The sequence below is a fragment of the Thalassococcus sp. BH17M4-6 genome (genome assembly GCF_049323015.1).
In the GTDB taxonomy this organism is placed as follows: Bacteria; Pseudomonadota; Alphaproteobacteria; order Rhodobacterales; family Rhodobacteraceae; genus Puniceibacterium.
On sequence record NZ_JBMPGU010000004.1, the window covers coordinates 26,867 to 50,778 of the forward strand.

Consider the following 23,912-nt stretch of genomic DNA (forward strand, 5'->3'; position numbering starts at 1 on the left):
GCCCGATCGGGGACATGGGAGGGGACTGATGACACTCGAGCTTCGCGGTGTGTCCAAAGTGGTGAGCGGTCAAACGCATATCCACCCGACGGATCTGACACTGGAAAAGGGCACGATGAACGTGCTGCTGGGGCCGACGCTGTCGGGCAAGACCTCGCTGATGCGGCTGATGGCGGGCCTTGATGTGCCCAACACCGGCAAGATCATCTGGCAAGGCGACGATGTGACCGGCATGCGGGTGCAGGACCGCAAGGTGGCGATGGTCTATCAGCAGTTCATCAACTACCCCTCGATGACCGTCTACGACAACATCGCCTCGCCCATGCGGATCATGGGCAAGTCGCGCGATGAGATCGACGCTGCGGTGCGCAAATCCGCCGACCTGATGAAGCTGACCCCGATGCTGGATCGCAAGCCGCTGGAGCTTTCGGGCGGGCAGCAGCAGCGCTGCGCGCTGGCCCGCGCGCTGGTCAAGGACGCAGGCCTGGTGCTGCTGGACGAACCGCTCGCCAACCTCGACTACAAGCTGCGAGAAGAGTTGCGCATCGAAATCCCCAAGATCTTCGAAGAAGCGGGCAGCATCTTTGTCTACGCCACCACCGAACCCGAGGAGGCGCTGCTTCTGGGCGGCAACACCGCGACGCTCTGGCAGGGCCGGGTGACGCAATTCGGCCCGACCCCGCAGGTCTACCGCCGGCCCAACGATGCCACCACGGCACGGGTCTTCAGCGACCCGCCGATGAATTTCCTAGACATGACGAAACGCGGCGATGCACTGCATTTCGGCGACGGGCAGAACGCCCCCGCCAGCGGCAAGCTGGCCGAGTTGAAGGATGGTGACTATACCGCAGGCTTCCGCCCCAACCATCTGGACATCAACAAGCATTCCGGCGAAGCGCTGGCGTTCGAGGCCAAGCTGGTGGTCACCGAGCTGACCGGGTCTGAAACCTTTGTGCACCTCGACCACCACGGGTCGCGCTGGGTGGGGCTGTTCCACGGCGTCCACAAGCTGGCGCTGGGCGAGGCCTTGACGGTCTACCTCGACCCCCGACACATCTACATTTTCGGCGAGGACGGCAGCCTTGTGGCACCCGCATCCTACGCGCTTGCGGCTTGAGGAGGGCGACACATGGCCAAGATCACGCTCGACAATCTCGCGCATTCCTACCTGCCGAACCCGTCCTCCGAAGACGACTTCGCGCTCAAGGAACTCAACCACGACTGGGTCGATGGAGAGGCCTACGCTCTGCTGGGCTCGTCCGGCTGCGGCAAGTCCACGCTGCTCAACATCATTTCGGGTCTGCTTCATCCCAGCCAGGGCCGCATCCTCTTTGACGGGCAGGACGTGACCAACACCACCACAGCACAGCGCAACATCGCGCAGGTGTTCCAGTTTCCGGTGGTCTACGACACGATGTCGGTGCGCGAGAACCTGGCCTTTCCGCTGAAGAACCGCGGCGAGGATCCCAAGTATATCGCCCAGCGGGTCCAGCAGATCGGCCAGATGATCGGCATGGAGGCAGAGCTGGACCGCAAGTGTCGCGGCCTGACGGCGGATGCCAAGCAGAAGATTTCGCTGGGGCGGGGCATGGTCCGCGAGGACGTCAATGCGCTTTTGTTCGATGAGCCGCTGACGGTGATCGACCCGCATATGAAGTGGGAGTTGCGCACGCAGCTGAAAAAGCTGCACCACGATTTCGGCCACACGATGATCTACGTGACCCACGACCAGACCGAGGCGCTGACATTCGCCGACAAGGTGGTGGTAATGTACGATGGCCGCGTCGTGCAGATCGGCACCCCGGAAGAGCTGTTCGAGACACCGGCGCACACCTTTGTGGGCTATTTCATCGGCTCGCCCGGCATGAATGTGCTGCCCGCGCAGATCGACGGGGCCACGGCCCACGTCGCGGGCCACAAGGTGCCGCTGGCGGATGGCTACGCGGTGTCGGGCGGCAAGGTCGAAATCGGCGTGCGGCCCGAATTCTGCGTGCTGGGGGACGAAGGCCTGCCGGTCACGATCAACCGGATCGAGGATGTGGGCCGTCACAAGATCGTCCGCGCCAGCCTCGACGGCCATGACATCAACATCATCGCCGACGAATCCCAGCCGGTCAGCACCGACATGACCCGCGTCACCTTCGATCCGGCGCATATCAACGTCTACGTGGACGACTGGCGCGTCGCGCCATCCGGTGCCGCAAGAGGGGAGGCCGCCTAATGGACAAGACAGTCAATCAGAAGGCCTGGTTCCTGGTGCTGCCGGTGCTGGTGCTTGTGGCCTTTTCCGCCGTCATCCCGCTGATGACCGTGGTGAACTATTCCGTGCAGGACAGCTTTGGCCAGAACCAGTTCTTCTGGGCCGGCCTCAGCTGGTTCGACGATCTGTTGCATTCGGACCGGATGTGGGACGCCCTGCAGCGGCAGATGATCTTTTCCGCGATCATCCTTGCGATCGAAATTCCGCTGGGCATCTTCGTCGCGCTCAACATGCCCAAGAAAGGCTTCTGGGCCAGCTTCTGCCTTGTCCTGATGTCGCTGCCGCTGCTGATCCCGTGGAACGTGGTCGGCACGATCTGGCAGATTTTCGGCCGTGTCGACATCGGCCTTCTGGGCTACACGCTCGATGCGCTGGGGATCGAATACAACTATACGCAGGATTTCTTTGCCGCCTGGGCCACGCTCATCGTCATGGATGTCTGGCACTGGACCTCGCTCGTGGCGCTTCTGGCCTATGCCGGGCTGCAATCCATTCCCGACGCCTATTACCAGGCCGCCAAGATCGACCAGGCATCGCGTTGGAAGGTGTTCCGCTTCATCGAACTGCCCAAGATGATGGGCGTGCTGATGATCGCCATCCTGCTGCGTTTCATGGACAGCTTCATGATCTACACCGAACCCTTCGTCGTCACCGGCGGTGGCCCCGGCAACGCCACGACGTTCCTGTCCATCGACCTTGTGAAGATGGCGCTGGGACAGTTCGACCTTGGCCCCGCCGCCGCCTTCAGCCTGATGTATTTCCTCGTGATCCTGCTGATTTCATGGGTGTTCTACACGGTGATGGTCAACCTTGATAAACGGGAGAGCTGAGATGACCGACGCAACCACCTCCTCCATTCCCGGCAATCTGACCGCCGAGGGCACGAAGAAACGGTTCAAGGTCAAGGGATCGGTCGTCGTGATGACGCTCTACCTGCTGTTCCTGATGCTGCCGATCTACTGGCTGCTGAACATGAGCCTGAAGACCAATACCGAGATCCTCGGGTCCTTCTCGCTCTGGCCGCAGAACCTGACGTTTGACAACTACATCACCATCCTTACGGACGAGAGCTGGTACATGGGCTACGTGAACTCGCTCATCTACGTGGTTATCAACACGGTGATCTCGATCTCGGTGGCGTTGCCTGCGGCCTATGCGTTCTCGCGCTACAGCTTCATGGGCGACAAGCACCTGTTCTTCTGGCTGCTGACCAACCGCATGGCGCCGCCGGCCGTCTTTGCGCTGCCGTTCTTTCAGCTTTATTCCAGCGTGGGGCTCTTCGACACGCATATCGCGGTGGCGCTGGCGCATTGCCTGTTCAACGTGCCGCTGGCGGTCTGGATCCTCGAAGGCTTCATGCGCGGCGTGCCCAAGGAAATTGATGAGACGGCCTATCTCGACGGCTACAGCTTTGGCCGGTTCTTCGTGAAGATCTTCATGCCGCTGGTGGCATCGGGTATCGGCGTCGCGGCGTTCTTCTGCTTCATGTTCTCGTGGGTGGAGTTGCTGCTGAGCCGCACGCTGACCTCGGTGGACGCGAAACCCATCGCCGCCACCATGACCCGAACGGTTTCGGCCTCGGGCCTTGACTGGGGCGTGCTCGCGGCGGCGGGGGTGCTGACCATCGTGCCGGGCGCGCTCGTGATCTATTTCGTGCGCAACTACATCGCGAAGGGCTTTGCCCTGGGGAGGGTTTGATGACCATTCTGCTTAGAACATGCTTCATTTCGGGTTTCGTCGCGTTATCGGCATTCGGCGCCAGCCAGACCCAGGCCCAGGCCGCCGAACCCTGGGAAGCGGCCTGCATCATGCGGCACCTTGATCCCAACGGCGACGGGTTCCTGTCGATCCGCACCGGGCCAGGGTCGAGCTATTCCGAGATCCTGCGCGTGCGCAACGGCGACTCGATGCCCATCGACACGCGCAAGTGCCGCGGAAAGTGGTGTTTCGCCGAAAGCATCAACAAGGACGGTCGGCGCCTTCAGCAGACCGGCTGGTTCCACACCGGCTGGTGCGAGATGATCCCGTGACGGATCGCGCCGGACCCAAGGACACAAGACCGGCAGGGCGCAGCGCTGCCAGCACGAAAGGAACGTAACGATGGCATGGATGGCTTGGACCTGGCCCACGGCGGCCTTCTTCGGGGTGATCGCGCTCTTGCTCATCACCTTCACGATCCTTGCGATCAAATTTCCCGAGACGCCCCGCACGGGCATTCTCAGGATCGAAACGACTAGGGGCGACCGCCTCTTCATCACCCTTCTGGGCTCGGCCTTCATCAATCTGGCCTGGCTCGGGATCGTCGGCGCAAACCAACCTTATGCGCTGATCGTCTGCCTGATCTATGCCGTGGCGGTGTTCCGCTACGTCTGAGACAGGATACATCCGGGGCGCGAGGAGATCTCGGATACTACAAAACGGTTCGATAACGGGAGGAACCTAATGAACCTGAACCTCAAATCCACAACGGCGGCACTGCTTGTGCTGGCCGGGCCGGCCTTCGCCGATATGGAGGCTGCACGCAGCTTCCTCGACAGCGAAATCGGCGACATGTCGGTGCTCGACCGCGCCGGCCAGGAAGAAGAAATGCAGTGGTTCATCGACGCTGCGGCCCCCTTCCAGGGCATGGAAATCAAGGTCGTGTCGGAAACCATCGACACCCACAGCTACGAATCCAAGGTTCTGGCGCCCGCGTTCAGCGCGATCACCGGCATCCAGGTCACCCATGACCTGATCGGCGAAGGCGACGTGGTCGAAAAGCTGCAGACGCAGATGCAGTCGGGCGAAAACATCTATGACGCCTACATCAACGACTCCGACCTCATCGGCACCCACTGGCGCTACCAGCAGGTGCGCAACCTGACCGACTGGATGGCGGGCGAAGGTGCGGACGTGACCAACCCCGGGCTCGATCTGGACGATTTCATCGGCACGCAGTTCACCACCGCGCCCGATGGCAAGCTGTATCAGCTGCCCGACCAGCAGTTCGCGAACCTCTACTGGTTCCGCTACGACTGGTTCAACGACGAAAAGAACAAGGCCGATTTCAAGGAACAGTTCGGCTATGACCTGGGCGTTCCGGTCAACTGGTCGGCCTACGAGGACATCGCCGAATTCTTTACCGGGCGCGATCTGTCGCATCTGGGTGTCGAGGGCGAAGTTTACGGCAACATGGACTACGGCAAGAAGGACCCCAGCCTTGGCTGGCGCTACACCGACGCGTGGATGTCCATGGCCGGCATGGGCGACGTGGGTGAACCCAACGGCCTGCCGGTCGACGAATGGGGCATCCGGGTGAACGAAAACTCGCAGCCCGTCGGTGCCTGCGTGGACCGTGGCGGTGCCGCGAATTCGCCTGCCGCCGTCTACGCGGTCGACAAGGCGATCGAGTGGCTGCAGAAGTATTCGCCGCCCTCCGCCATGGGCATGACCTTCTCCGAGGCCGGTCCCATCCCGGCGCAGGGCAACGTCGCGCAGCAGATGTTCTGGTACACCGCCTTCACCGCGGCGACCGTGCTGCCCGACCTGCCGGTCATGAACGAGGACGGCACGCCCAAGTGGCGCATGGCCCCCAGCCCGCACGGCGTCTACTGGGAAGACGGCATGAAGGTCGGCTATCAGGACGTGGGCTCCTGGACGCTGATGAAATCCACCCCGGTGGACCGCGCCCAGGCCGCATGGCTTTATGCGCAGTTCGTGACCTCCAAGACCGTGGACCTGAAGAAGGCCGACACCGGCCTGACCTTCATCCGCGAATCCACCATCCAGTCCGATCACTTCTCGGAACGGGCGGACAAACTGGGCGGTCTGATCGAATTCTACCGCTCGCCCGCGCGGGTGGCATGGTCGCCCACGGGCACGAACGTGCCGGACTATCCCAAGCTGGCGCAGCTGTGGTGGCAGAACATCGGCGACGCCATGTCGGGCGCGAAGACCCCGAAAGAGGCGCTGGATTCGCTGTGTTCGGACATGGAATCGGTGATGGAACGTCTTGAGCGTGCCGGTATCCAGGGCGACATCGGTCCGATGTTGAACGAGCAGATCGACCCCCAGGAGTGGCTGAGCCAGCCCGGCTCTCCGAAGGCCAAGCTCGAGAACGAGGACGAGGATCCGCAAACCGTTTCGTACGACGAGCTGATCGCTTCGTGGAAATAAACGTGCCCGTACGACACCATCGGCGGGGCCCTTCGGGGCCCCGTTTTTTGTCTGCGCGGGTTTTCTTTGGCGCGGGGACGGCTACCTGACGACTGTAACAAAACAGGAGTCCAGTTATTGTGACCTATTTCCCGAAACTCGCCACAGCCACCGCCTTTGCCGCGCTCACCGCTTCTGCCGCCGCGGCGGATGTCTCGCTCTGGCGGCTGGACTGCGGCGACGTCCAGGTGAACTATCTCAACCTGTTCTCCGACACGAATGCCTATAGCGGCGAGAAAAAGAGCCTTGTGGGCAGCTGCTACCTGATCCAGCACGACGATCAGTACTTTTTGTGGGACGCCGGCCTGCCCGCGGGCCTTCTGGGCGCCGAACAGGACCCCAAGGCGCCGATCGCCCCCACGCTCAAGACCGATATCCCCAGCCAACTGGAACAGCTCGATCTTTCGCCTGCCGATATCGACATGATCGGGATCAGCCACTACCACTTTGACCACACCGGCCAGGCGCCCGACTTTCCCGATGCCAAGCTCCTGATCGGGGCGCAGGATTTCGAAACCCTGGAAATGCAGCCGCTGCCGGCCTACGCGCAGGGCTTTGCCGACCCCAAGCCGCTCGAACATTGGCTGTCCGGCGCGGGCGAGACCCAGCAGATCACCAGCGACACCGACATCTTTGGCGATGGTTCGGTGATGATGCTGGCCATGCCGGGCCACACCCCGGGCGAAACCGCGCTGATGGTGCAACTGGCCGACACCGGACCGGTGCTGCTGTCGGGCGACGTCGTGCATTTTGCCGAACAGCTGGACATCGACGGGGTGCCGACCTTCAACTACGACCGGTCGGAAACGCTGGCCTCGATCGACCGGCTGAAAAAGCTGGTCGAAAACACCGGGGCCACCCTGATCATCCAGCACGACCCGCGCGATGTCGGCAAGCTGCCGACCTTTCCCGAGGCCGCGAAATAAAAGGCTAACTTACGGGGCGGGCTGGATTTTTAGCCCGCACTTTGCCCCCGGGGGGACGTTGACTCCCGGGGGGCATCCGCGCGACACTCCGCTAACCGAAAAAAGAGGAGGACAGCGCGTGACCTACATTCTTGCCATCGACCAGGGGACGACCTCCAGCCGCGCGATCCTGTTCGACGAGTCGATGAAGGTCGCGGCCATCGCGCAGGAGGAATTCGAACAGCACTATCCCGACAGCGGCTGGGTCGAACATGAGGTGTCCGACCTTTGGTCGACCACGGCCGGGACCTGCCGACAGGTGATCGAAAGGGCCAGCATCAGCGCGGAGGACATCGCCGGCATCGGCATCACCAACCAGCGTGAAACCACCGTGGTCTGGGACCGCGACACCGGGCAGGCGATTCACCGCGCCATCGTCTGGCAGGACCGCCGCACCGCGTCCATCTGTGCCGAACTGCGCGAGCAGGGCCACGAAGAGATGTTCACCGACCGCACCGGCCTGCTGCTCGATCCCTATTTCTCGGGCACAAAGCTTAAGTGGATCCTGGATCACGTGGACGGCGCGCGGGAAAAGGCGCGGGAGGGCAAGCTGCTGTTCGGCACCGTCGACAGCTACCTGATCTGGAAGCTGACGGGCGGTGCTGCGCATGTGACCGACGCCACCAACGCCGCGCGCACGCTGCTTTATGACATCCGCAAAGGCCGCTGGTCCAAGACCATCTGCGATCTCTTTGATATCCCGATGGAAATGCTGCCCGAGGTCAAGGACACCGCCGCCGATTTCGGCATGACCCGGCCCGATCTCTTCGGTCGCGAAATCCCGATCCTGGGCGTCGCGGGCGATCAGCAGGCGGCCACGCTGGGCCAGGCCTGTTTCCAGCCGGGGATGCTGAAATCGACCTACGGCACCGGGTGCTTTGCGCTTTTGAACACCGGTGACACGCCGGTGCGCAGCAACAATCGGCTGCTGACCACCATTGCCTACCAGTTCGATGGCAAGCCGACCTACGCTTTGGAAGGGTCGATCTTTATCGCAGGCGCCGTGGTGCAATGGCTGCGCGACGGGCTCAAGATCATCCGCGAAGCCAAGGAAACCCAGCCGCTGGCCGAGACTGCGGACAGCAACCAGAACGTGGTTTTGGTTCCGGCCTTCACCGGCCTTGGCGCGCCATACTGGAACGCGGAATGCCGCGGTGCGATCTTCGGCCTAACCCGCAATTCAGGGCCAGCTGAATTCGCCAAGGCGGCGTTGCAATCCGTCGGGTTCCAGACCCGCGATCTGCTCGAGGCGATGCATGCGGACTGGACGCCCGAGGGGGGCGATCAGGTGCTGCGCGTGGACGGCGGCATGTCGGCCAGCGATTATGCCATGCAGTTCCTGTCGGACATCATCGGCGCGCCGGTGGACCGGCCGCAAGTGCTCGAGACGACGGCGCTGGGCGTGGCGTGGCTGGCAGGTCAGCGCGCCGGGGTCTATCCGGGGATGGAGGAGTTTGCCGAGGCCTGGAAGCTTGACCGCAATTTCGAGCCGGACATGTCCGAGGACACCCGACGCGACCGCTATGCCGCCTGGCAGCGCGCGGTTCAGGCCACGATGAGCTTTTGACGCTGGCTTTCACGCTGCAAACCCCGCGCCGGATCATCTTTGGCCGCGGGGTCCGCACCGGCGCGGCGGAAGAGGTCGAGCGCCTGGGCCGAAGGGTGCTGCTGGTGCGGGGCCGGTCGGTCGCCTGGGCGGACACCTTGCAGGATGCGTTGCGGGCGAGGGGCTTGGCGGTCGAGGTGGTATTTTCCGGCGGAGAGCCGGAGGTATCGCATCTGGTGGCCGCGCTGAATCAAGCGCGGGCCTTCGGGGCCGGGTGCGTCGTGGCGGTGGGCGGCGGTGCTGCGCTCGATCTGGGCAAGGCCGTCGCGGCGCTGGCACCTGGGCAGGGCGATCCGCTTGATCACCTCGAGGTCGTGGGCAAGGGCCTGCCGCTGACCTCTGATCCACTGCCGTTTGTCGCCATGCCGACCACCTCGGGGACCGGGGCGGAGGCCACGAAGAACGCGGTCATCGGCCTGCCGGAACATGACCGCAAGGTCAGCCTGCGCGACGACAGGATGCTGGCCGATCTGGCGCTGGTCGACCCGGCGCTGACGGATGGCTGTCCGCGCGGCATCACGCTGGCCTCGGGCCTTGATGCGGTGACGCAGGTGGTCGAGCCGTATCTGTCTTGCAAGGCCACGCCGCTGACCGATGCGCTGTGCCGCGATGCCATCCCGCGCGGGCTGCGGGCCCTGCGTCAGGTGATGGCGCGCGACGATCCGGACGCGCGCGACGCGCTGTCGCTCACCAGCCTTTACAGCGGTATCGCGCTGGCCAATGCGGGGCTTGGGGCGGTGCACGGCTTTGCCGGGGTCATCGGCGGCACCACCGGTGCCGCGCATGGCGCGATCTGCGGGCGCCTTCTGGTGCCGGTGCTGCGCGCCAATGCCGACGCAGGCGCGGTGCCGCAGCGGATGGACGAGGTGCGGGGCTGGATCGCGCAGGCTTTTGACAGCACGCCGGCCGACGCATTCGACACGCTGGAACGCTGGATCGACGAGGCCGGTCTGCCAAGGCTGCGTGCCATGGGCGGCAGGCCGCTTGATCCGGTAGAGACCGTGGCCGCCGCGCAGGGCGCGTCTTCGATGAAGGGCAACCCGGTGGTGCTGTCCGAGGCCGCGCTGCACGGCATTCTGAGAGCTGCCGGAGCGTGAGGCGTCGAGGCTGTTTTTCTTGAGGAAAGCAGGCCCGGAAATCTCAAAATTTTCGGCGCGCACACTGAAACTGACTGGAACGGCAGGTTTCGAGGATCCGACTGGAGCGGGCGAGGCGATTCGAACGCCCGACCCTAACCTTGGCAAGGTTATGCTCTACCCCTGAGCTACGCCCGCGCTTCAGTCGGTCTGTCCCATTGGAGCGGGCGAGGCGATTCGAACGCCCGACCCTAACCTTGGCAAGGTTATGCTCTACCCCTGAGCTACGCCCGCTTACCGATGGGTGAGGGGGATTTAAGGCCATGCGCGCCGCGCTGCAAGGGGAAATTTGGCTGCTCCGGCCGGATTGTTCCGCGCGTGGTCGGCGCGATGCCGTTCCGGCATACGAGAGGCGCTGCCTCTCGTGCTCTCCGAGGTATTTTTGAACCGAAGAAGCAGGGGGGCCGGGCCTAGATGAGCCGGTGCAGCAGAAGGCCCAGGGCGGCGAGGCCGATCATCGTGAAGGTCAGGATCATGCCGCCGACGCGCAGCACCATCGGGTGCGGATGGCGCGACAGCGCCAGGCCGTGCAGCACGCGGCCCGCGAGCAGCAGAAGCCCCAGGACGTGCAGCGCCACCGGCGGGGCCGATTGCAGTTCGACCAGCAAGAGCAGCAGCAGGCCGATCGGCGCGTATTCGGCGCAGTTGCCCTGGGCCCGGATGCGCGCCCGGAGCGCCGGATCGCCCGCGTCCCCAAGCGAGATCTGTCGGGCGCGGCGATAGGCGACCACGCGCAGGCTGAGGGCGAGAAAGAGCAGCGCGATGAGACTGGCGTAAAGCGTGGTGACGGGCGCCATGTTAGGGTCCTTTCAGGAATGGGACGATTGCCCGACCGGGCGGGCGGGGGTGACATCCTCGGCATGCAGGATCATCGTTTCGGCGTCCAGCAGGGCGATGGCATAGCCGCCGGGCTCGTCCACCGAATGGCCCGATCCGTCCGCCCCCAACAGCATCGGCATCTGGTGGCAGGGGCTCTTGAGGATGCTCCAGGCGAGGCCTGCATGGTTGCCGGAAATGGCGCGGTGGACGTGGCCGCAGACCAGCTGCCGGACCTGCGGGTGGGCGCGCAGAAGCGCCAGGAACGCGGCGTCGTTGCAGAGCCGGATGCGGTCCATGCCGTCAAAGCCCGTGCGCACCGGCGGGTGGTGCATCGCGATGAGGGTGGGGCGGTCCGGCGCCTTTGCCAGGCGGGCGCGCAGCCAGTCCAGCCGTGCGTCGCAGAGGTAGCCTGCATGGCGCGTATGGACACCGCTCTCGTCCAGCGTGTCGAGCAGCAACACCCGGCAGGGGCCGATGTCGAGCGCGGCCTGGGCAAAGCCGTTCGCGTCCCGAGCGGCACCGGGGAAGGCCGAGAAATAGGCGGCGCGGTCGTCGTGGTTGCCCAGGGTCGCGGTGACCGGCACCGGGCAGTCAGTCAGCAGGTCGCGCAGGCGGGCATATTCCTGCGGATGGCCGGTGTGGGTGAGATCGCCGAGAATCAACAGCTGGCGGGCATCTGGATGATGGCGCAATGCCTGGTCGAGCGCGGCGGAGAAGCGCGCGGACGGGTCGAGGCCGATGATGGTCTCGCCCGGGGCGGTGATGTGCAGATCGGAGAAGAGCAGGCATTTGTGCATCGGCGCGCCCTTTCGCTGGCGCCTTGAGAAGACCGTGGATCGACGCGTTTGGCAACCTGCGGGATGCCCGTGCCGAGCATACGAGAGACGCTGTCTCTCGTGCTCTCTGAGGGTATTTTGAAACCGAAGAAGGGGGGCGCTTTAAGGGTGGGGCGACCGGCACCGGGCGCAAACCCGGGTGCCGGATTGCCGGGGTCTATTCCAGTTCGATCAGCAGGTCCTTGGCGTCGATCTGGGCGCCCGCGCTCACGTGCACCGCTTTCACCGTGGCGTCGCGTTCGGCGTGCAGGCCGGTTTCCATCTTCATCGCCTCGATGGTCAACAGCAGGTCGCCCTGCTTGACCTTCTTGCCCGGGGTGGCCGCGACCGAGGCCACGACGCCGGGCATCGGCGCACCGATGTGGTTGGGGTTCGCCACCTCGGCCTTGGGCCGCGCGGTCGAACTGGCCTTGGCCTTCCGGTTGGGCACGCGGATCGTGCGCGGCTGACCGTTGAGTTCGAAGAACACGCGGGTTTCACCGTCCTCATGGGTTTCGCCGACGGTGATCAGGCGGATCTCCATGGTCTTGCCCGGGTCGATCTCCGAGGTGATCTCCTCGCCGGGTTTCATGCCGTAAAAGAAGGTGCGCGTGGGCAAGGTGCGCACCGGGCCGTAGGTGCGGTGGCGGCCCATGTAGTCGAGGAAGACCTTGGGATACATCATGTAGCCCATCAGATCCTCGTCATCGACCTCCTTGCCTTCCATCTCCTTGCTGACCTCGGCGCGGATCTTTTCCAGATCGGCGGGCGGCACGCCCTTTCCCGGACGCTCGGTGTTGGGTTTTTCGCCCTTGAGCACCTTTTTCACGATCTTGTCGGGAAAGCCGCCCGGCGGCTGGCCCAGATTGCCCTTCATCATGTCGATGACCGAGTCGGGGAAGCTGACGTCGGTCTCCGGATCCTCGACCTGCGCCCGGGTCAGTCCCTGGCTCACCATCATCAGGGCCATGTCGCCGACCACCTTGGAGGACGGTGTGACCTTGGTGATATCGCCGAACATCTGGTTCACATCCGCATAGGTGCGGGCGATCTCGGGCCAGCGTTCCTCGAGCCCGAGGGACCTTGCCTGGGCGCGCAGGTTGGTGAACTGGCCGCCGGGCATTTCGTGCAGATAGACCTCGGAGGCGGGGGATTGCATGGCGCTTTCGAACGCGGCGTATTGCATCCGCACCTGTTCCCAGTAGGTCGACATGTCGCGGATCGCCGCCATGTCGAGCTTGGTGTCGCGGTCGGTGAAGCGCAGCGCCTCGACGACCGATCCCAGCGTCGGCTGCGAGGTGTTGCCCGACAGCGCATCCATCGCCGCATCGACCGCATCGACACCGGCCTGTGCGGCCGCGAGGATCGACGCCGTGCCCGCGCCCGAGGTGTCGTGGGTGTGGAAATGGATGGGCAGGCCCACCTCTTCCTTCAGCGCCTTGACCAGCGGTCCGGCGGCCGAGGGCTTGAGCAACCCGGCCATGTCCTTGAGGCCCAGGATGTGCGCGCCCGCGGCCTTCAGCTCCTTGCCCATATCGACGTAGTATTTCAGCGAATACTTGGCGCGGTCCGGATCGAGGATATCGCCGGTGTAGCAGATCGAGCCTTCGCAGATCTTGCCGCTCTCGATCACCGCATCCATGGCAAGGCGCATGTTCTCGACCCAGTTGAGGCTGTCGAAGACGCGGAAGACATCGACGCCCGACAGCGCCGCGCGTTCCACAAAGGCCTTGACCACGTTGTCGGGGTAGTTGGTGTAGCCCACGCCGTTGGCGCCGCGCAGCAGCATCTGCGTCATGATGTTGGGCATCTTTTCGCGGATGTCGCGCAGGCGCTGCCAGGGGCATTCCTGCAGAAAACGGTACGCCACGTCGAAGGTCGCCCCGCCCCAGCATTCCACCGAGAAAAGCCCCGGCAGGTTGGCGGCATAGGCCGGGGCGGCCTTGATCATGTCGATCGACCGCATCCGTGTTGCCAGCAGCGACTGATGTCCGTCGCGCATGGTGGTGTCGGTGATCAGCAGTTCGTTCTGCGCGGCCATCCAGTCGGCCACCGCCTGCGGGCCCTTTTCGTCCAGCAGGTCGCGCGTGCCCTTGGGGATGCCTTCACTGCGCAGCCGTGGCGGCCGGGGATCCTTGAGATCGGGCAGGGGCTTGGCGCGGCCTTCGACCTCGGGATGGCCGTTCACGGTGATGTCGGCGATATAGGTCAGCACCTTGGTGCCGCGGTCACGCCGCTTCTTGAAATTGAAGAGCTCGGGCGTCTGGTCGATGAACTTGGTGTGGTACTGGTTGTTGAGGAACGTCGGATGTTTCAGCAGGTTCTCGACAAAGGCGATGTTGGTGCTGACGCCGCGGATGCGGAATTCGCGCAGGGCCCGGTCCATCCGGGCGATGGCCTTTTCCGGGGTCTGGGCGCTGGCCGTGACCTTGACCAAAAGCGAATCGTAAAAGCGCGTGATGACGCCGCCTGCGTAGGCGGTCCCGCCGTCCAGGCGGATACCCATGCCGGTCGCCGACCGGTAGGCGGTGATGCGGCCATAGTCGGGGATGAAGTTGTTCTGCGGATCCTCGGTGGTGATCCGGGTCTGCAGGGCGTGGCCGGTCAGGCGGATGTCGTACTGGCTGGCCTTGCCCGTCGCCTCGGCCAGGGTCTTGCCCTCGGCGATCATGATCTGCGCCTGCACGATGTCGATGCCTGTCACCTCTTCGGTGACGGTGTGTTCGACCTGCACGCGGGGATTCACCTCGATGAAGTAGAACTTGCCGGTGTCCATATCCATGAGGAATTCGACCGTGCCCGCGCATTCATAGTTCACGTGGGCGCAGATCTTGCGGCCCAGTTCGCAGATCTCTTCCCGCTGCGCCTCTGACAGGTAGGGCGCCGGAGCGCGTTCCACGACCTTCTGGTTGCGGCGCTGGACCGAACAGTCGCGCTCGTAAAGGTGGTAGATGTTGCCCTGCTTGTCGCCCAGAATCTGCACCTCGACGTGCCGCGCGCGCAGGATCATCTTTTCCAGATACCCCTCGCCGTTGCCAAAGGCGGCCTCGGCCTCGCGGCGGCCTTCCTTGACCTTCTCTTCAAGTTCCTTGGCGTTCATGATCGGGCGCATGCCGCGCCCGCCGCCGCCCCACGAGGCCTTGAGCATCAGCGGATAGCCGACCTCTTCTGCCTCCTTGCGGATGGCGTCCATATCATCGCCCAGCACCTCGGTCGCGGGGATCACCGGCACGCCCGCCTCGATGGCGACCCGGCGGGCGCTGGCCTTGTCGCCAAGCGCGCGCATCGTTTCGGCGCGCGGCCCGATGAAGGTGATGCCGGCCTTGTCGCAGGCATCCACCAGTTCGGGGTTTTCCGACAGTAGGCCATAGCCCGGGTGGATCGCGTCTGCGCCCGACGCCTTGGCGACGCGGATGATCTCGGAAATGCTGAGATAGGCCGCGACCGGGCCCAGATCGGCGCCGATGCGGTAGGCCTCGTCAGCCTTGAACCGGTGCAGGCCCAGCTTGTCCTCTTCCGCGAAGACGGCGACCGTCTTTTTGCCCATTTCATTGGCAGCCCGCATGATGCGGATCGCAATCTCTCCACGGTTCGCGATAAGGATCTTCTTGAAATCGGGCATCTGCGCTTCCTGAATGTGAGGGCTTGAGGGAGTTTATAGCGGCTGGGGGCTGCATAACAACTCGTAGAAATGGGTAGGGCGGTGCTGCCCGTTCGGATGCCCGTTTTTGCGGCGTTAGCGCTAAAGGGTCAACCGGCGTTGGTCTGGAGGCCGCGCAGGTCGATGGGCCGGGCGGCGCCCAGCTGACCCAGGTTGGCGGTCAGATCGCGGGTCAGGATGTCCACAAGATGCGCCGGGCCTTCGCGTCCCAGCACCGCCAGAGCATAGTGCCAGGCGCGGCCCAGCATGACGAAATCCGCGCCAAGCGCGATGGCCCGCAGGATATCGAGGCCGCCTTCGACCCCGCTGTCGAAGATCAGCGGCAGATCGGTGGCGGCGCGGATCTGAGGCAGGGCGGTGATGCTGGCGGGGGCGGCGTCGAACTGCCGACCGGCATGGTTCGACACCCAGATCGCATCGACGCCCGCCGCTTGCAGGCGCGGCGCATCGGCGGGGTTCAGCACACCCTTGACCACCAGCGCGCCGGTCCAGTGGTCGCGCAGCCAGCGCAGGTAGTCCCAGTCTGGCGAGGTGCGCAGCAGATAGCCGATGTGGGCGGTGGAGTCCTTGGCACACGTGTCGCTGGAATAGGGATCGAGGGTGCGCATATGCGGCATCCCGTGCATCCAGGTGTCCAGCGCCCAGCGGGGCCGCAGCGCCACCTGCGCAAGCAGGCGCGGGGTCAGCCGGGGCGGTTGCGTCAGGCCCGAGCGCAACTGCCGTTCGCGGCGGCTGGCCACGGGCACGTCGACGGTCAGCACCAGCGTCGAGAATCCATTGTCGCGGGCGCGGGCCAGCATGTCGCGGCGAATCTGCGGATCGCGCGGCGGGTAGAGCTGAAACCACCCACGACCATCCGTCAGCGGCCCGATGACCTCGGGCGTCTGGGTGGCGACGGTCGACAGGCAGTAGGGCAGGCGCGCCTTTGTCGCGGCGCGCGCCAGACTGCGTTCGGCATCGGGCCAGACCAGCCCCGACATGCCCACGGGCGCGATACCGACGGGCAGCGGGTACCTTTCGTCCATCAGCGTGGTCGACAGGTCGGGCGTGATCTCTCCGTGCAGGATCGACGGGGTGAAGGCGACGGCATCCAGCGCGCCGCGGTTGCGTGCCTTGGTCGCTTCGGTTCCGGTGGCGCTGTCGAGGTATTCCCAGACGAATTTCGGGATGCGGCGCCGGGCGGCGTCGCGCAGATCGGGGATCGAGGGGTAGCGGGCGGCAATCGGCATGCCCATAGCGATAGCAAGGCGGGAGCGGGCCGAACAGGGAAATCACATGGTACTGGGGACTTGCGGTAAGCGCGGCCACAAAAAACTCCGCCGCCCGGCAGAGGGCGGCGAAGTATGTCTGTCGCGAAAAGCCGCAAAGCTGCGGCTCGTGCTTTACAGGCTGCGCGCCTCTTCGACGGCTTCCATGCAGGCCGATTCATTGCCCGCCTCAAGCGCGGCCTCTGCCACCTCGATAGCGTCCTGATATTCCTGCGATTTCTCGCCCGCCGCCATGTCCTGCTGATCGGCCGCGGCCTGACCCGAGGTTGCGATGGCCGAGGTGTCGGTTTCCAGCGGTGCGGTGTCGCCGTCCTTGGCGATCTGCGCGTCGCTGTCACTCATGTCGTCCGATCCGGCATCGGCGTTTTCCAGCGGTGCAAGGCTGCCATCCTTGGAAATGCCGTCTTGCTCGTCACTCATGCCGTCATCGTTTTGCGCCGTTTCCGTGGTGCCGCCATCGGACATCCCGGTCGAGTCCCCCTCGGCGGTTTCGAGCGGTGCGAGGCTGCCGTCTTTGGAAATGCCGGCGCTGCTGTCCATCTGGGTTTTGCCGGTCAGTTCGGCCAATTCCGCCTTGCAATCCGCCATTGCAGGCCCGGCAAGGCCGAGGCCCGTGCAAATCGCGATCACGCTTGTCATCTTCCGTGTCATCTTCTTCTCCTCCGGTATGTGAACTTCGCTGGCTCAACCCTTGCGCGGGCGGCTTCGTTCCGTGGCGGTGCGCTGCGCATCCGGGCCGCAGCGCCGTGCAAAAGGACCGATTTCCAGGCAAGGTGCTGACAGCGAACGGAATTTCGGCGGGGCGGTTTTCCGCCGAGGGATCAGGCCCGAAACCTGCCACCGGACCCGGCCCCGAGGCGTGTGGCAGAGCCGGTCGCCGCGCAAAAATCCCTGCGAACACAGCGTGAACATGCGCTTCCCCTTCGGCGGAAGCCGGGTTATTGTGCCGCCATGAGCAGTTTCGACGAAATGGACGCCTTCGAGGGCGCATCGCTGTCCGCGCGCGCCATGGCCGCCCGGCCCGCGCCTTATCTGGACGAGTTGAACCCCGCACAGCGCGCCGCGGTCGAGGCGCTGGATGGCCCGGTGCTGATGCTGGCGGGGGCCGGCACGGGCAAGACCAAGGCGCTGACCGCGCGGATCGTGCACCTGCTCAACACCGGGCGGGCCCGCCCGAACGAAATTCTGGCGGTGACCTTCACCAACAAGGCGGCGCGCGAGATGAAGCTGCGCGTGGGCCGGATGCTGGGCGAAACGGTTGAAGGCATGCCGTGGCTGGGCACCTTCCATTCGATCTGCGTGAAGCTTTTGCGGCGCCATGCCGAACTGGTCGAGCTGAAGTCGAACTTCACCATTCTGGACACCGACGACCAGATCCGTCTGATGAAGCAGCTCATCGCCGCCGAAGGCATCGACGACAAACGCTGGCCCGCGCGGATGCTGTCGGGGGTGATCGACGGCTGGAAAAACCGCGCGCTGACGCCCGAAAAGGTGCCAGCCGCCGATGCCAGCGCGTTCAACGGCAAGGGGCCCAAGCTTTATGCCGCTTATCAGGCGCGACTGCGCGAACTCAACGCGGTGGATTTCGGCGATCTGCTGCTGCACATGGTCACGATCTTCCAGACCCACGAGGACGTGCTGCAACAGTACCAGCGCTGGTTCCGCTACATCCTGGTGGACGAATATCAGGACACCAACGTGGCGCAGTACTTGTGGCTGCGGCTGCTGGCGGGCGGGCACAAGAACATCTGCTGCGTCGGCGACGACGACCAGTCGATCTATGGCTGGCGCGGCGCCGAGGTGGGCAATATCCTTCGGTTCGAAAAGGATTTTCCCGGCGCACATGTGGTGCGGCTGGAACAGAACTACCGCTCGACCCCGCATATCCTCAAGGCCGCGTCGGGGGTCATTTCCGGCAACCAGGGGCGGCTGGGCAAGGAGCTTTGGACCGAGGTACCGGATGGCGAAAAGGTCCGGCTGATCGGCCATTGGGACGGCGACGAAGAGGCGCGCTGGGTCGGGGACGAGATCGAGGCGCTGCAGCGCGGATCGCGCGGGATGGACCCGCTGTCGCTCGACCAGATGGCCATTCTGGTGCGCGCCAGCCATCAGATGCGCGCCTTCGAGGACCGGTTCCTGACCATCGGGTTGCCCTACCGGGTGATCGGCGGCCCGCGCTTTTACGAGCGGATGGAGATCCGCGATGCCATGGCCTATTTCCGGCTGGTGGTCAGCCCCGACGACGATCTCGCGTTCGAGCGGATCGTGAATACCCCCAAGCGGGGCCTTGGCGACAAGGCGCAGCAGACCATCCAGGTCGCCGCGCGGGCCAATGGCGTGTCGCTGCTCGAAGGGGCGCGGATCGCGGTGGAGCAGGGGCTGATCAAGGGCAAGGGCGGCGGCGCGTTGCGCGAACTAGTCGACGGGCTGGCGCGCTGGACCGGCAAACTGCGCGGTCCGCTGCGCGAGGTCGGCGTCGATGCCGACCGGGTGGTCGATGACGAGGATCGCGCGGTGCGGATGGAGCACGGCCCGTCCGACATCAGCCACATGGAACTGGCCGAGATCATCCTGGATGAGTCGGGCTATACCGCCATGTGGCAGAACGACAAGACGCCAGAGGCGCCGGGACGGCTGGAAAACCTCAAGGAACTGGTGAAGGCGCTGGAAGGCTTTGAAAACCTTCAGGGGTTTCTGGAGCACGTCAGCCTGATCATGGACAACGAGACCGATGATGGTGGCGCGAAAGTGTCGATCATGACCCTGCACGCGGCCAAGGGGCTGGAGTTTCCGGCCGTGTTCCTGCCGGGCTGGGAGGACGGGCTGTTCCCGTCTCAACGGTCCATGGACGAGTCGGGGGTCAAGGGGCTCGAGGAAGAGCGGCGGCTGGCCTATGTGGGCATCACCCGGGCCGAGGAATTGTGCACCATTTCCTTTGCCGCCAACCGGCGGGTCTTTGGCCAGTGGCAATCGTCGATGCCGTCGCGGTTCATCGACGAATTGCCCGAGGCGCATGTGGACGTGCTGACGCCGCCGGGGCTTTACGGCGGCGGCTATGGTGCTGCGGGCATGGGCATGTCGAGCGGGATCGAGGCGCGGGCGGCGGAGGCCAATGTCTACAATTCGCCGGGCTGGAAGCGCTTGCAGGCCCGCTCCAGCGAGCGGCCGGTGAGCCAGCCGCGCGAAAGCCGGACGACGGTGATCGATCTGGATGCGGTGTCGGCCTATACGATGGGCGAACGGGTGTTTCACCAGAAATTCGGCTATGGCGCGGTGACCGGGATCGAGGGTGACAAGCTCGAGATCGACTTCGACAAGGCCGGGGTCAAGAAGGTGGTGGCGCGGTTCATCATGGCGGCGGACGACGTGCCGTTCTGACGGCGCGCCGCTTATCCGCCCGTGCGGGCGTCTGCGCGGGTGTCAGGGTTTGGCGGTGGGATCGCGGCGCAGGTCGGCATTCAGGGCGCGGCCGCGCTGCACGGCGGGGCGGGCGCCGACGGTGTCGAGCCAGCGCTTGAAATGCGGCTTGTCCTCCAGCGTCTGTTGCTGACCTTCCCAGAGCGAACACCATCCCCAGAGCGCCATGTCGGCGATCGTGTAGTCGGGCCCCGCGACATAGGCGTTGCGGCCGAGCTGGGTGTCGAGCACGGTGTAGAGGCGCGCAACCTCTGACCGGTAGCGGTCCTTGGCGTAGGGAATATCTTCTTTCGCGAACTTCAGAAAATGATGCGCCTGGCCCGCCATCGGGCCAACGCCGCCCATCTGCCACATCAGCCACTGGTCGACGGCGATGCGGTCGCGTTCGGTGGCGCCGCAGAAAAGGCCGGTCTTGCGCGCCAGATACTGCAAGATCGCGCCGGATTCGAAGATATGGATCGGCGCGCCGTCGGGGCCGTCGGGGTCGGTTATCGCGGGGATCTTGTTGTTGGGCGACACCTTGAGGAAATCGGGGGCGAACTGGTCATCCTGGCCGATATTCACCAGATGCGTGGTGTAGGGCAGGGCCATTTCCTCGAGCGCGATGGACACTTTCCATCCGTTGGGCGTGGGCCAGAAATAAAGATCAATCGGGGCGGTCATCGGCATCTCCGGGGTAGGGTGACCCCATCATGCGCCTTGGCCCCGAAAGGGCAAGCCCGGCCCGGTCAAAGACGGTTGAGCCGCCGGATGCGTCTGCGGTGATTGCGCCAGGCGGTGCGGCAATGCGTGGGCTCGTTCCGGAAAGCCGCGCAATAAAGGTCGATCACGGCGCTCATCCCGGCCCAGAGCGCCCGGACCGGCCACCACCGGGCGCGCAGGGTAGAGAGGTGGCAGCGCGCCGAGAAGGTCATATCACGTTCCCCGCCGGTCAGTCCGTTGAGCCGGATCGACAGGACGAACAGCACCGCTTCGGTGAATTCCTCTTCGATGGCGCCGTCGGGCAGCGCCCGGTTGGCCGCTTCCAGCAGGCTGTCGCGCCAGCCGTCCCATCGCAGCCAGCCCGACACCGTCGAGAGGCCCAGACCTGTGTCAAAGAATGTCATGGTGCATCCTCTACATCTTGTATGTGCTGCGTAGCGGAACCATACGAAGAAGAGGTGAAGCCTCTGTTACAGGTCCGTGACAGGCTTGACCGCCGCCGCCCCCGGCCCTAATGGAGAGACGTGGCGATTTGTTACCGGATTGCGGGCCACTCGGGGTGTCGATGACAGCCTCGGAAAACACACCGCTAAAGAGGTCAGACGACAAGGGAACCCCTTTCGCTTGACCGCGATGGGGTTTTTTTGTGGCCGACGGGCCGGGAGACGATGTGATGAAGACGCGGACGAAACTGGTGCATGGCGGCACCAAGCGCAGCCAGTACGGCGAATTGAGCGAAGCGATTTTCCTGACCCAGGGCTTTGCCTATGACAGCCCCGAATCCGCAGAGGCGCGGTTCATCGAGGCCGGCGAGGATGAATACATTTACGCCCGCTACGGCAATCCGACCGTGCGCATGTTCGAAGAACGCATTGCCATGCTCGAAGGCACCGAAGACGGCTTTGCCACCGCCAGCGGGATGGCGGCGGTCAACGGCGCGCTGGTGTCGATGCTGCAGGCGGGCGATCACGTGGTGTCGGCCCGGGCGCTTTTCGGCTCGTGCCTCTACATCCTTGAAAACATCCTGCCGCGTTTCGGGGTAGAGGTGACCTTTGTCGATGGCACCGACCTGGCCCAGTGGGACGCCGCCATTCGTCCGGACACCAAGGCGGTGTTCTTCGAATCGATGGCCAACCCGACGCTGGATCTGGTCGATATCGAAGGGGTCGCGCGCCTGGCCCATGCCAACGGTGTCACGGTCATCGTCGACAACGTCTTTTCCACCCCGGTCTATTCGCGCGCGTTGGAGCAGGGGGCGGATGTGGTGGTCTATTCCGCGACCAAGCATATCGACGGGCAGGGCCGGGTTCTGGGCGGCGTGATCCTCGGCACGAAGGATTTCATCCGCAAGACGGTCGAGCCTTACATGAAGCACACCGGCGGCTCTATGAGCCCGTTCACCGCCTGGGTGTTGCTCAAGGGACTGGAAACCATCGACCTGCGGGTGCGGGCGCAGACCGCATCGGCCCAAGCCATCGCTGAGGCGGTCGAGGGGCACGCAAAGGTCGCCCGCGTTCTCTATCCGGGGTTGAAAAGCCATGCCCAGTACGCGCTGATGCAGCGCCAGCTGGGTGTCGGGGGCACGATGGTGTCGATCGATCTGGCGGGGGGCAAGGCTGCGGCGTTTGCCTTTCTCAACGCGCTGGAGGTTGTCCTGATATCGAACAACCTGGGCGACGCGAAATCCATCGCCACGCATCCCACCACCACCACGCACCAGCGGCTGAGCGATGAACAGCGCGCGTCACTGGGCATCACCGACGGTCTGGTGCGGCTTTCGGTGGGGATCGAGGACCCCGACGATCTGGTGGCCGATATCCTGCAGGCGCTGGCGGCCAGCTGACCGCCGCCGCCCGCGCGGAAAATCTTTGATCCGACAGCGGTTTATCTGCGTAGACCATTAGGTAGATTGGATATCAGGCGACCGACGCCCTATCTAATGTCCTGAGCAAGGCGGAGGGCCTGTGATGAACGTGCACACACCAGAAATCGACCGCAAACCCAGCCGGGAAGAGGCCGAAGCCGCCTTGGCACTGCTGCGCCAGTGGGCGGGCAAAAGCGCCGATGACGAGATTGCCGCGCTCGATCCGGTGCTGGCGCGGTTGAACGCGGACGCGCCCGCCGCAGACTACCCCGATCTGTCGCGAATCTTCCCGCACAAGTTCGAGGTGGATGCCGATTACAAGGCCGGTCTGCCCGATCTGCAGAACGGGCCGTCCTCGCTTATCAAGGGGGCAAACCGGGCAATCCAGCACGTCGGCATCTCGAACTTCCGTCTGCCCTTGCAGTATCATACCCGCGACAACGGCGACCTGGCGCTCGAGACGAGCGTGACGGGCACGGTGAGCCTTGAGGCCGACAAGAAGGGCATCAACATGTCCCGGATCATGCGGTCGTTCTACAAGCACGCCGACCGCACCTTCAGCTTCGAGGTGATCGAAGCGGCGCTGGACGATTACAAGTCGGACCTTGAGTCCTTCGATGCGCGGATCAACATGGCTTTCCGCTTCCCGCTGCGGGTCGAAAGCCTGAGGTCGGGCCTGTCGGGCTATCAGTACTACGACATCTCCCTCGAACTGGTCGAAACCGACGGTGTGCGCCGCAAGATCATGCATCTCGACTATGTCTATTCCTCGACCTGCCCGTGTTCGCTGGAACTGTCCGAACATGCCCGCAGCACCCGCGGTCAGCTGGCGACGCCGCATTCGCAACGCTCTGTCGCGCGGCTGTCGGTCGAGGTGACGTCGGGCAAATGCCTGTGGTTCGAGGACCTGATCGAGATGTGCCGGACCGCTGTGCCCACCGAAACGCAGGTGATGGTCAAGCGCGAGGATGAACAGGCCTTTGCCGAGCTCAATGCCGCCAACCCGATCTTCGTGGAAGACGCCGCACGGCTTTTTGCCGAGCAATTGCAGGCCGATACCCGGATCGGCGACTACCGCGTCGTGGCCAGCCACCAGGAAAGCCTGCACAGCCACGATGCGGTGTCGGTTCTGACCGAAGGCGACACCTTTGCGAGCGACAGCCTTGACCCGCGCCTCTTCGCGACGCTGTTTCACGTCGGCTGAT

At 64.3% G+C, this 23,912-nt stretch carries 20 protein-coding genes, 2 tRNA genes and 1 riboswitch; of the genes, 13 read left to right on the top strand and 9 right to left on the bottom strand.

The annotated features are described in order from the left end of the window. The first annotated feature begins 28 nt into the window (after positions 1–28). The 10 genes from ACOXXX_RS07045 to ACOXXX_RS07090 all read left to right on the top strand — a co-directional run bounded on the left by ACOXXX_RS07045 (position 29) and on the right by ACOXXX_RS07090 (position 10,122). The gene (locus tag ACOXXX_RS07045) at positions 29–1,117 is read left to right on the top strand and encodes an ABC transporter ATP-binding protein (RefSeq protein ID WP_422825857.1); all 1,089 of its coding nucleotides are present in this window, start codon (positions 29–31) and stop codon (positions 1,115–1,117) included. Between the two features lie 12 nt (positions 1,118–1,129). Next, positions 1,130–2,221, top strand: a complete 1,092-nt coding sequence (locus ACOXXX_RS07050; RefSeq protein WP_422825858.1) for an ABC transporter ATP-binding protein — start codon at positions 1,130–1,132, stop codon at positions 2,219–2,221. After that, positions 2,221–3,090, top strand: coding sequence for a carbohydrate ABC transporter permease (locus ACOXXX_RS07055; protein ID WP_422825859.1), 870 nt, complete (start codon positions 2,221–2,223; stop codon positions 3,088–3,090). The genes ACOXXX_RS07050 and ACOXXX_RS07055 overlap by 1 nt, the downstream gene beginning before the upstream one ends. Before the next feature lies 1 nt (position 3,091). Then, positions 3,092–3,958: a carbohydrate ABC transporter permease gene (locus tag ACOXXX_RS07060; protein WP_422825860.1), complete on the top strand. Its 867-nt coding sequence runs from the start codon at positions 3,092–3,094 to the stop codon at positions 3,956–3,958. Further along, complete coding sequence (locus ACOXXX_RS07065) at positions 3,958–4,290, top strand: hypothetical protein (RefSeq protein ID WP_422825861.1); 333 nt, start codon at positions 3,958–3,960, stop codon at positions 4,288–4,290. The genes ACOXXX_RS07060 and ACOXXX_RS07065 overlap by 1 nt, the downstream gene beginning before the upstream one ends. 70 nt (positions 4,291–4,360) lie before the next feature. Next, on the top strand, positions 4,361–4,633 hold the full coding sequence (locus tag ACOXXX_RS07070) for a DUF2160 domain-containing protein (RefSeq protein ID WP_422825862.1): 273 nt from the start codon (positions 4,361–4,363) through the stop codon (positions 4,631–4,633). A 69-nt stretch (positions 4,634–4,702) separates the two neighbouring features. Continuing rightward, complete coding sequence (locus ACOXXX_RS07075; RefSeq protein WP_422825863.1) at positions 4,703–6,415, top strand: ABC transporter substrate-binding protein; 1,713 nt, start codon at positions 4,703–4,705, stop codon at positions 6,413–6,415. Positions 6,416–6,534: 119 nt separating this feature from the next. Continuing rightward, positions 6,535–7,380 (top strand): N-acyl homoserine lactonase family protein, encoded by an 846-nt coding sequence (locus ACOXXX_RS07080; RefSeq protein WP_422825864.1) that lies wholly within the window; start codon positions 6,535–6,537, stop codon positions 7,378–7,380. 118 nt (positions 7,381–7,498) lie between these two features. Beyond that, positions 7,499–8,986, top strand: coding sequence for a glycerol kinase GlpK (gene glpK / locus ACOXXX_RS07085; protein ID WP_422825865.1), 1,488 nt, complete (start codon positions 7,499–7,501; stop codon positions 8,984–8,986). Then, the gene (locus ACOXXX_RS07090) at positions 8,983–10,122 is read left to right on the top strand and encodes an iron-containing alcohol dehydrogenase (RefSeq protein ID WP_422825866.1); all 1,140 of its coding nucleotides are present in this window, start codon (positions 8,983–8,985) and stop codon (positions 10,120–10,122) included. Before glpK ends, ACOXXX_RS07090 begins: the two co-directional genes overlap by 4 nt. A 102-nt stretch (positions 10,123–10,224) precedes the next feature. Here the strand turns inward: ACOXXX_RS07090 and ACOXXX_RS07095 are convergent. From ACOXXX_RS07095 to ACOXXX_RS07125, 7 genes are all read right to left on the bottom strand, one after another. Then, positions 10,225–10,299, bottom strand: a tRNA-Gly gene (locus ACOXXX_RS07095). A 21-nt stretch (positions 10,300–10,320) separates the two neighbouring features. After that, positions 10,321–10,395, bottom strand: a tRNA-Gly gene (locus ACOXXX_RS07100). Between the two features lie 176 nt (positions 10,396–10,571). Further along, positions 10,572–10,958, bottom strand: coding sequence for an MAPEG family protein (locus ACOXXX_RS07105; protein ID WP_422825867.1), 387 nt, complete (start codon positions 10,956–10,958; stop codon positions 10,572–10,574). 12 nt (positions 10,959–10,970) lie between these two features. Beyond that, entirely contained in the window at positions 10,971–11,777 is an 807-nt protein-coding gene (locus ACOXXX_RS07110; RefSeq protein ID WP_422825868.1) for a phosphodiesterase, read from the bottom strand. A 196-nt stretch (positions 11,778–11,973) separates the two neighbouring features. Further along, on the bottom strand, positions 11,974–15,417 hold the full coding sequence (locus ACOXXX_RS07115) for a pyruvate carboxylase (RefSeq protein ID WP_422825869.1): 3,444 nt from the start codon (positions 15,415–15,417) through the stop codon (positions 11,974–11,976). A gap of 128 nt (positions 15,418–15,545) precedes the next feature. After that, on the bottom strand, positions 15,546–16,685 hold the full coding sequence (locus tag ACOXXX_RS07120; protein WP_422826167.1) for an alpha-hydroxy acid oxidase: 1,140 nt from the start codon (positions 16,683–16,685) through the stop codon (positions 15,546–15,548). A gap of 153 nt (positions 16,686–16,838) precedes the next feature. Beyond that, the gene (locus tag ACOXXX_RS07125) at positions 16,839–17,375 is read right to left on the bottom strand and encodes a hypothetical protein (RefSeq protein WP_422825870.1); all 537 of its coding nucleotides are present in this window, start codon (positions 17,373–17,375) and stop codon (positions 16,839–16,841) included. Positions 17,376–17,675: 300 nt separating this feature from the next. On the opposite strand from ACOXXX_RS07125, the gene ACOXXX_RS07130 reads away from it, so the two are divergent. After that, on the top strand, positions 17,676–20,102 hold the full coding sequence (locus ACOXXX_RS07130; protein WP_422825871.1) for an ATP-dependent helicase: 2,427 nt from the start codon (positions 17,676–17,678) through the stop codon (positions 20,100–20,102). A 42-nt stretch (positions 20,103–20,144) separates the two neighbouring features. On the opposite strand, the gene ACOXXX_RS07135 is transcribed toward ACOXXX_RS07130, so the two are convergent. Together ACOXXX_RS07135 and ACOXXX_RS07140 are read right to left on the bottom strand one after the other, a co-directional pair. Further along, positions 20,145–20,804, bottom strand: coding sequence for a glutathione S-transferase N-terminal domain-containing protein (locus ACOXXX_RS07135; RefSeq protein ID WP_422825872.1), 660 nt, complete (start codon positions 20,802–20,804; stop codon positions 20,145–20,147). Positions 20,805–20,869: 65 nt separating this feature from the next. Then, positions 20,870–21,247: a hypothetical protein gene (locus tag ACOXXX_RS07140; protein WP_422825873.1), complete on the bottom strand. Its 378-nt coding sequence runs from the start codon at positions 21,245–21,247 to the stop codon at positions 20,870–20,872. A gap of 110 nt (positions 21,248–21,357) precedes the next feature. Further along, positions 21,358–21,457: riboswitch (SAM riboswitch) on the top strand. Positions 21,458–21,516: 59 nt separating this feature from the next. On the opposite strand from ACOXXX_RS07140, the gene metZ reads away from it, so the two are divergent. Then, positions 21,517–22,686, top strand: coding sequence for an O-succinylhomoserine sulfhydrylase (metZ, locus tag ACOXXX_RS07145; protein WP_422825874.1), 1,170 nt, complete (start codon positions 21,517–21,519; stop codon positions 22,684–22,686). A gap of 124 nt (positions 22,687–22,810) precedes the next feature. Next, entirely contained in the window at positions 22,811–23,911 is a 1,101-nt protein-coding gene (gene folE2 / locus ACOXXX_RS07150) for a GTP cyclohydrolase FolE2 (RefSeq protein ID WP_422825875.1), read from the top strand. The last annotated feature ends 1 nt before the right edge of the window (position 23,912 follow it).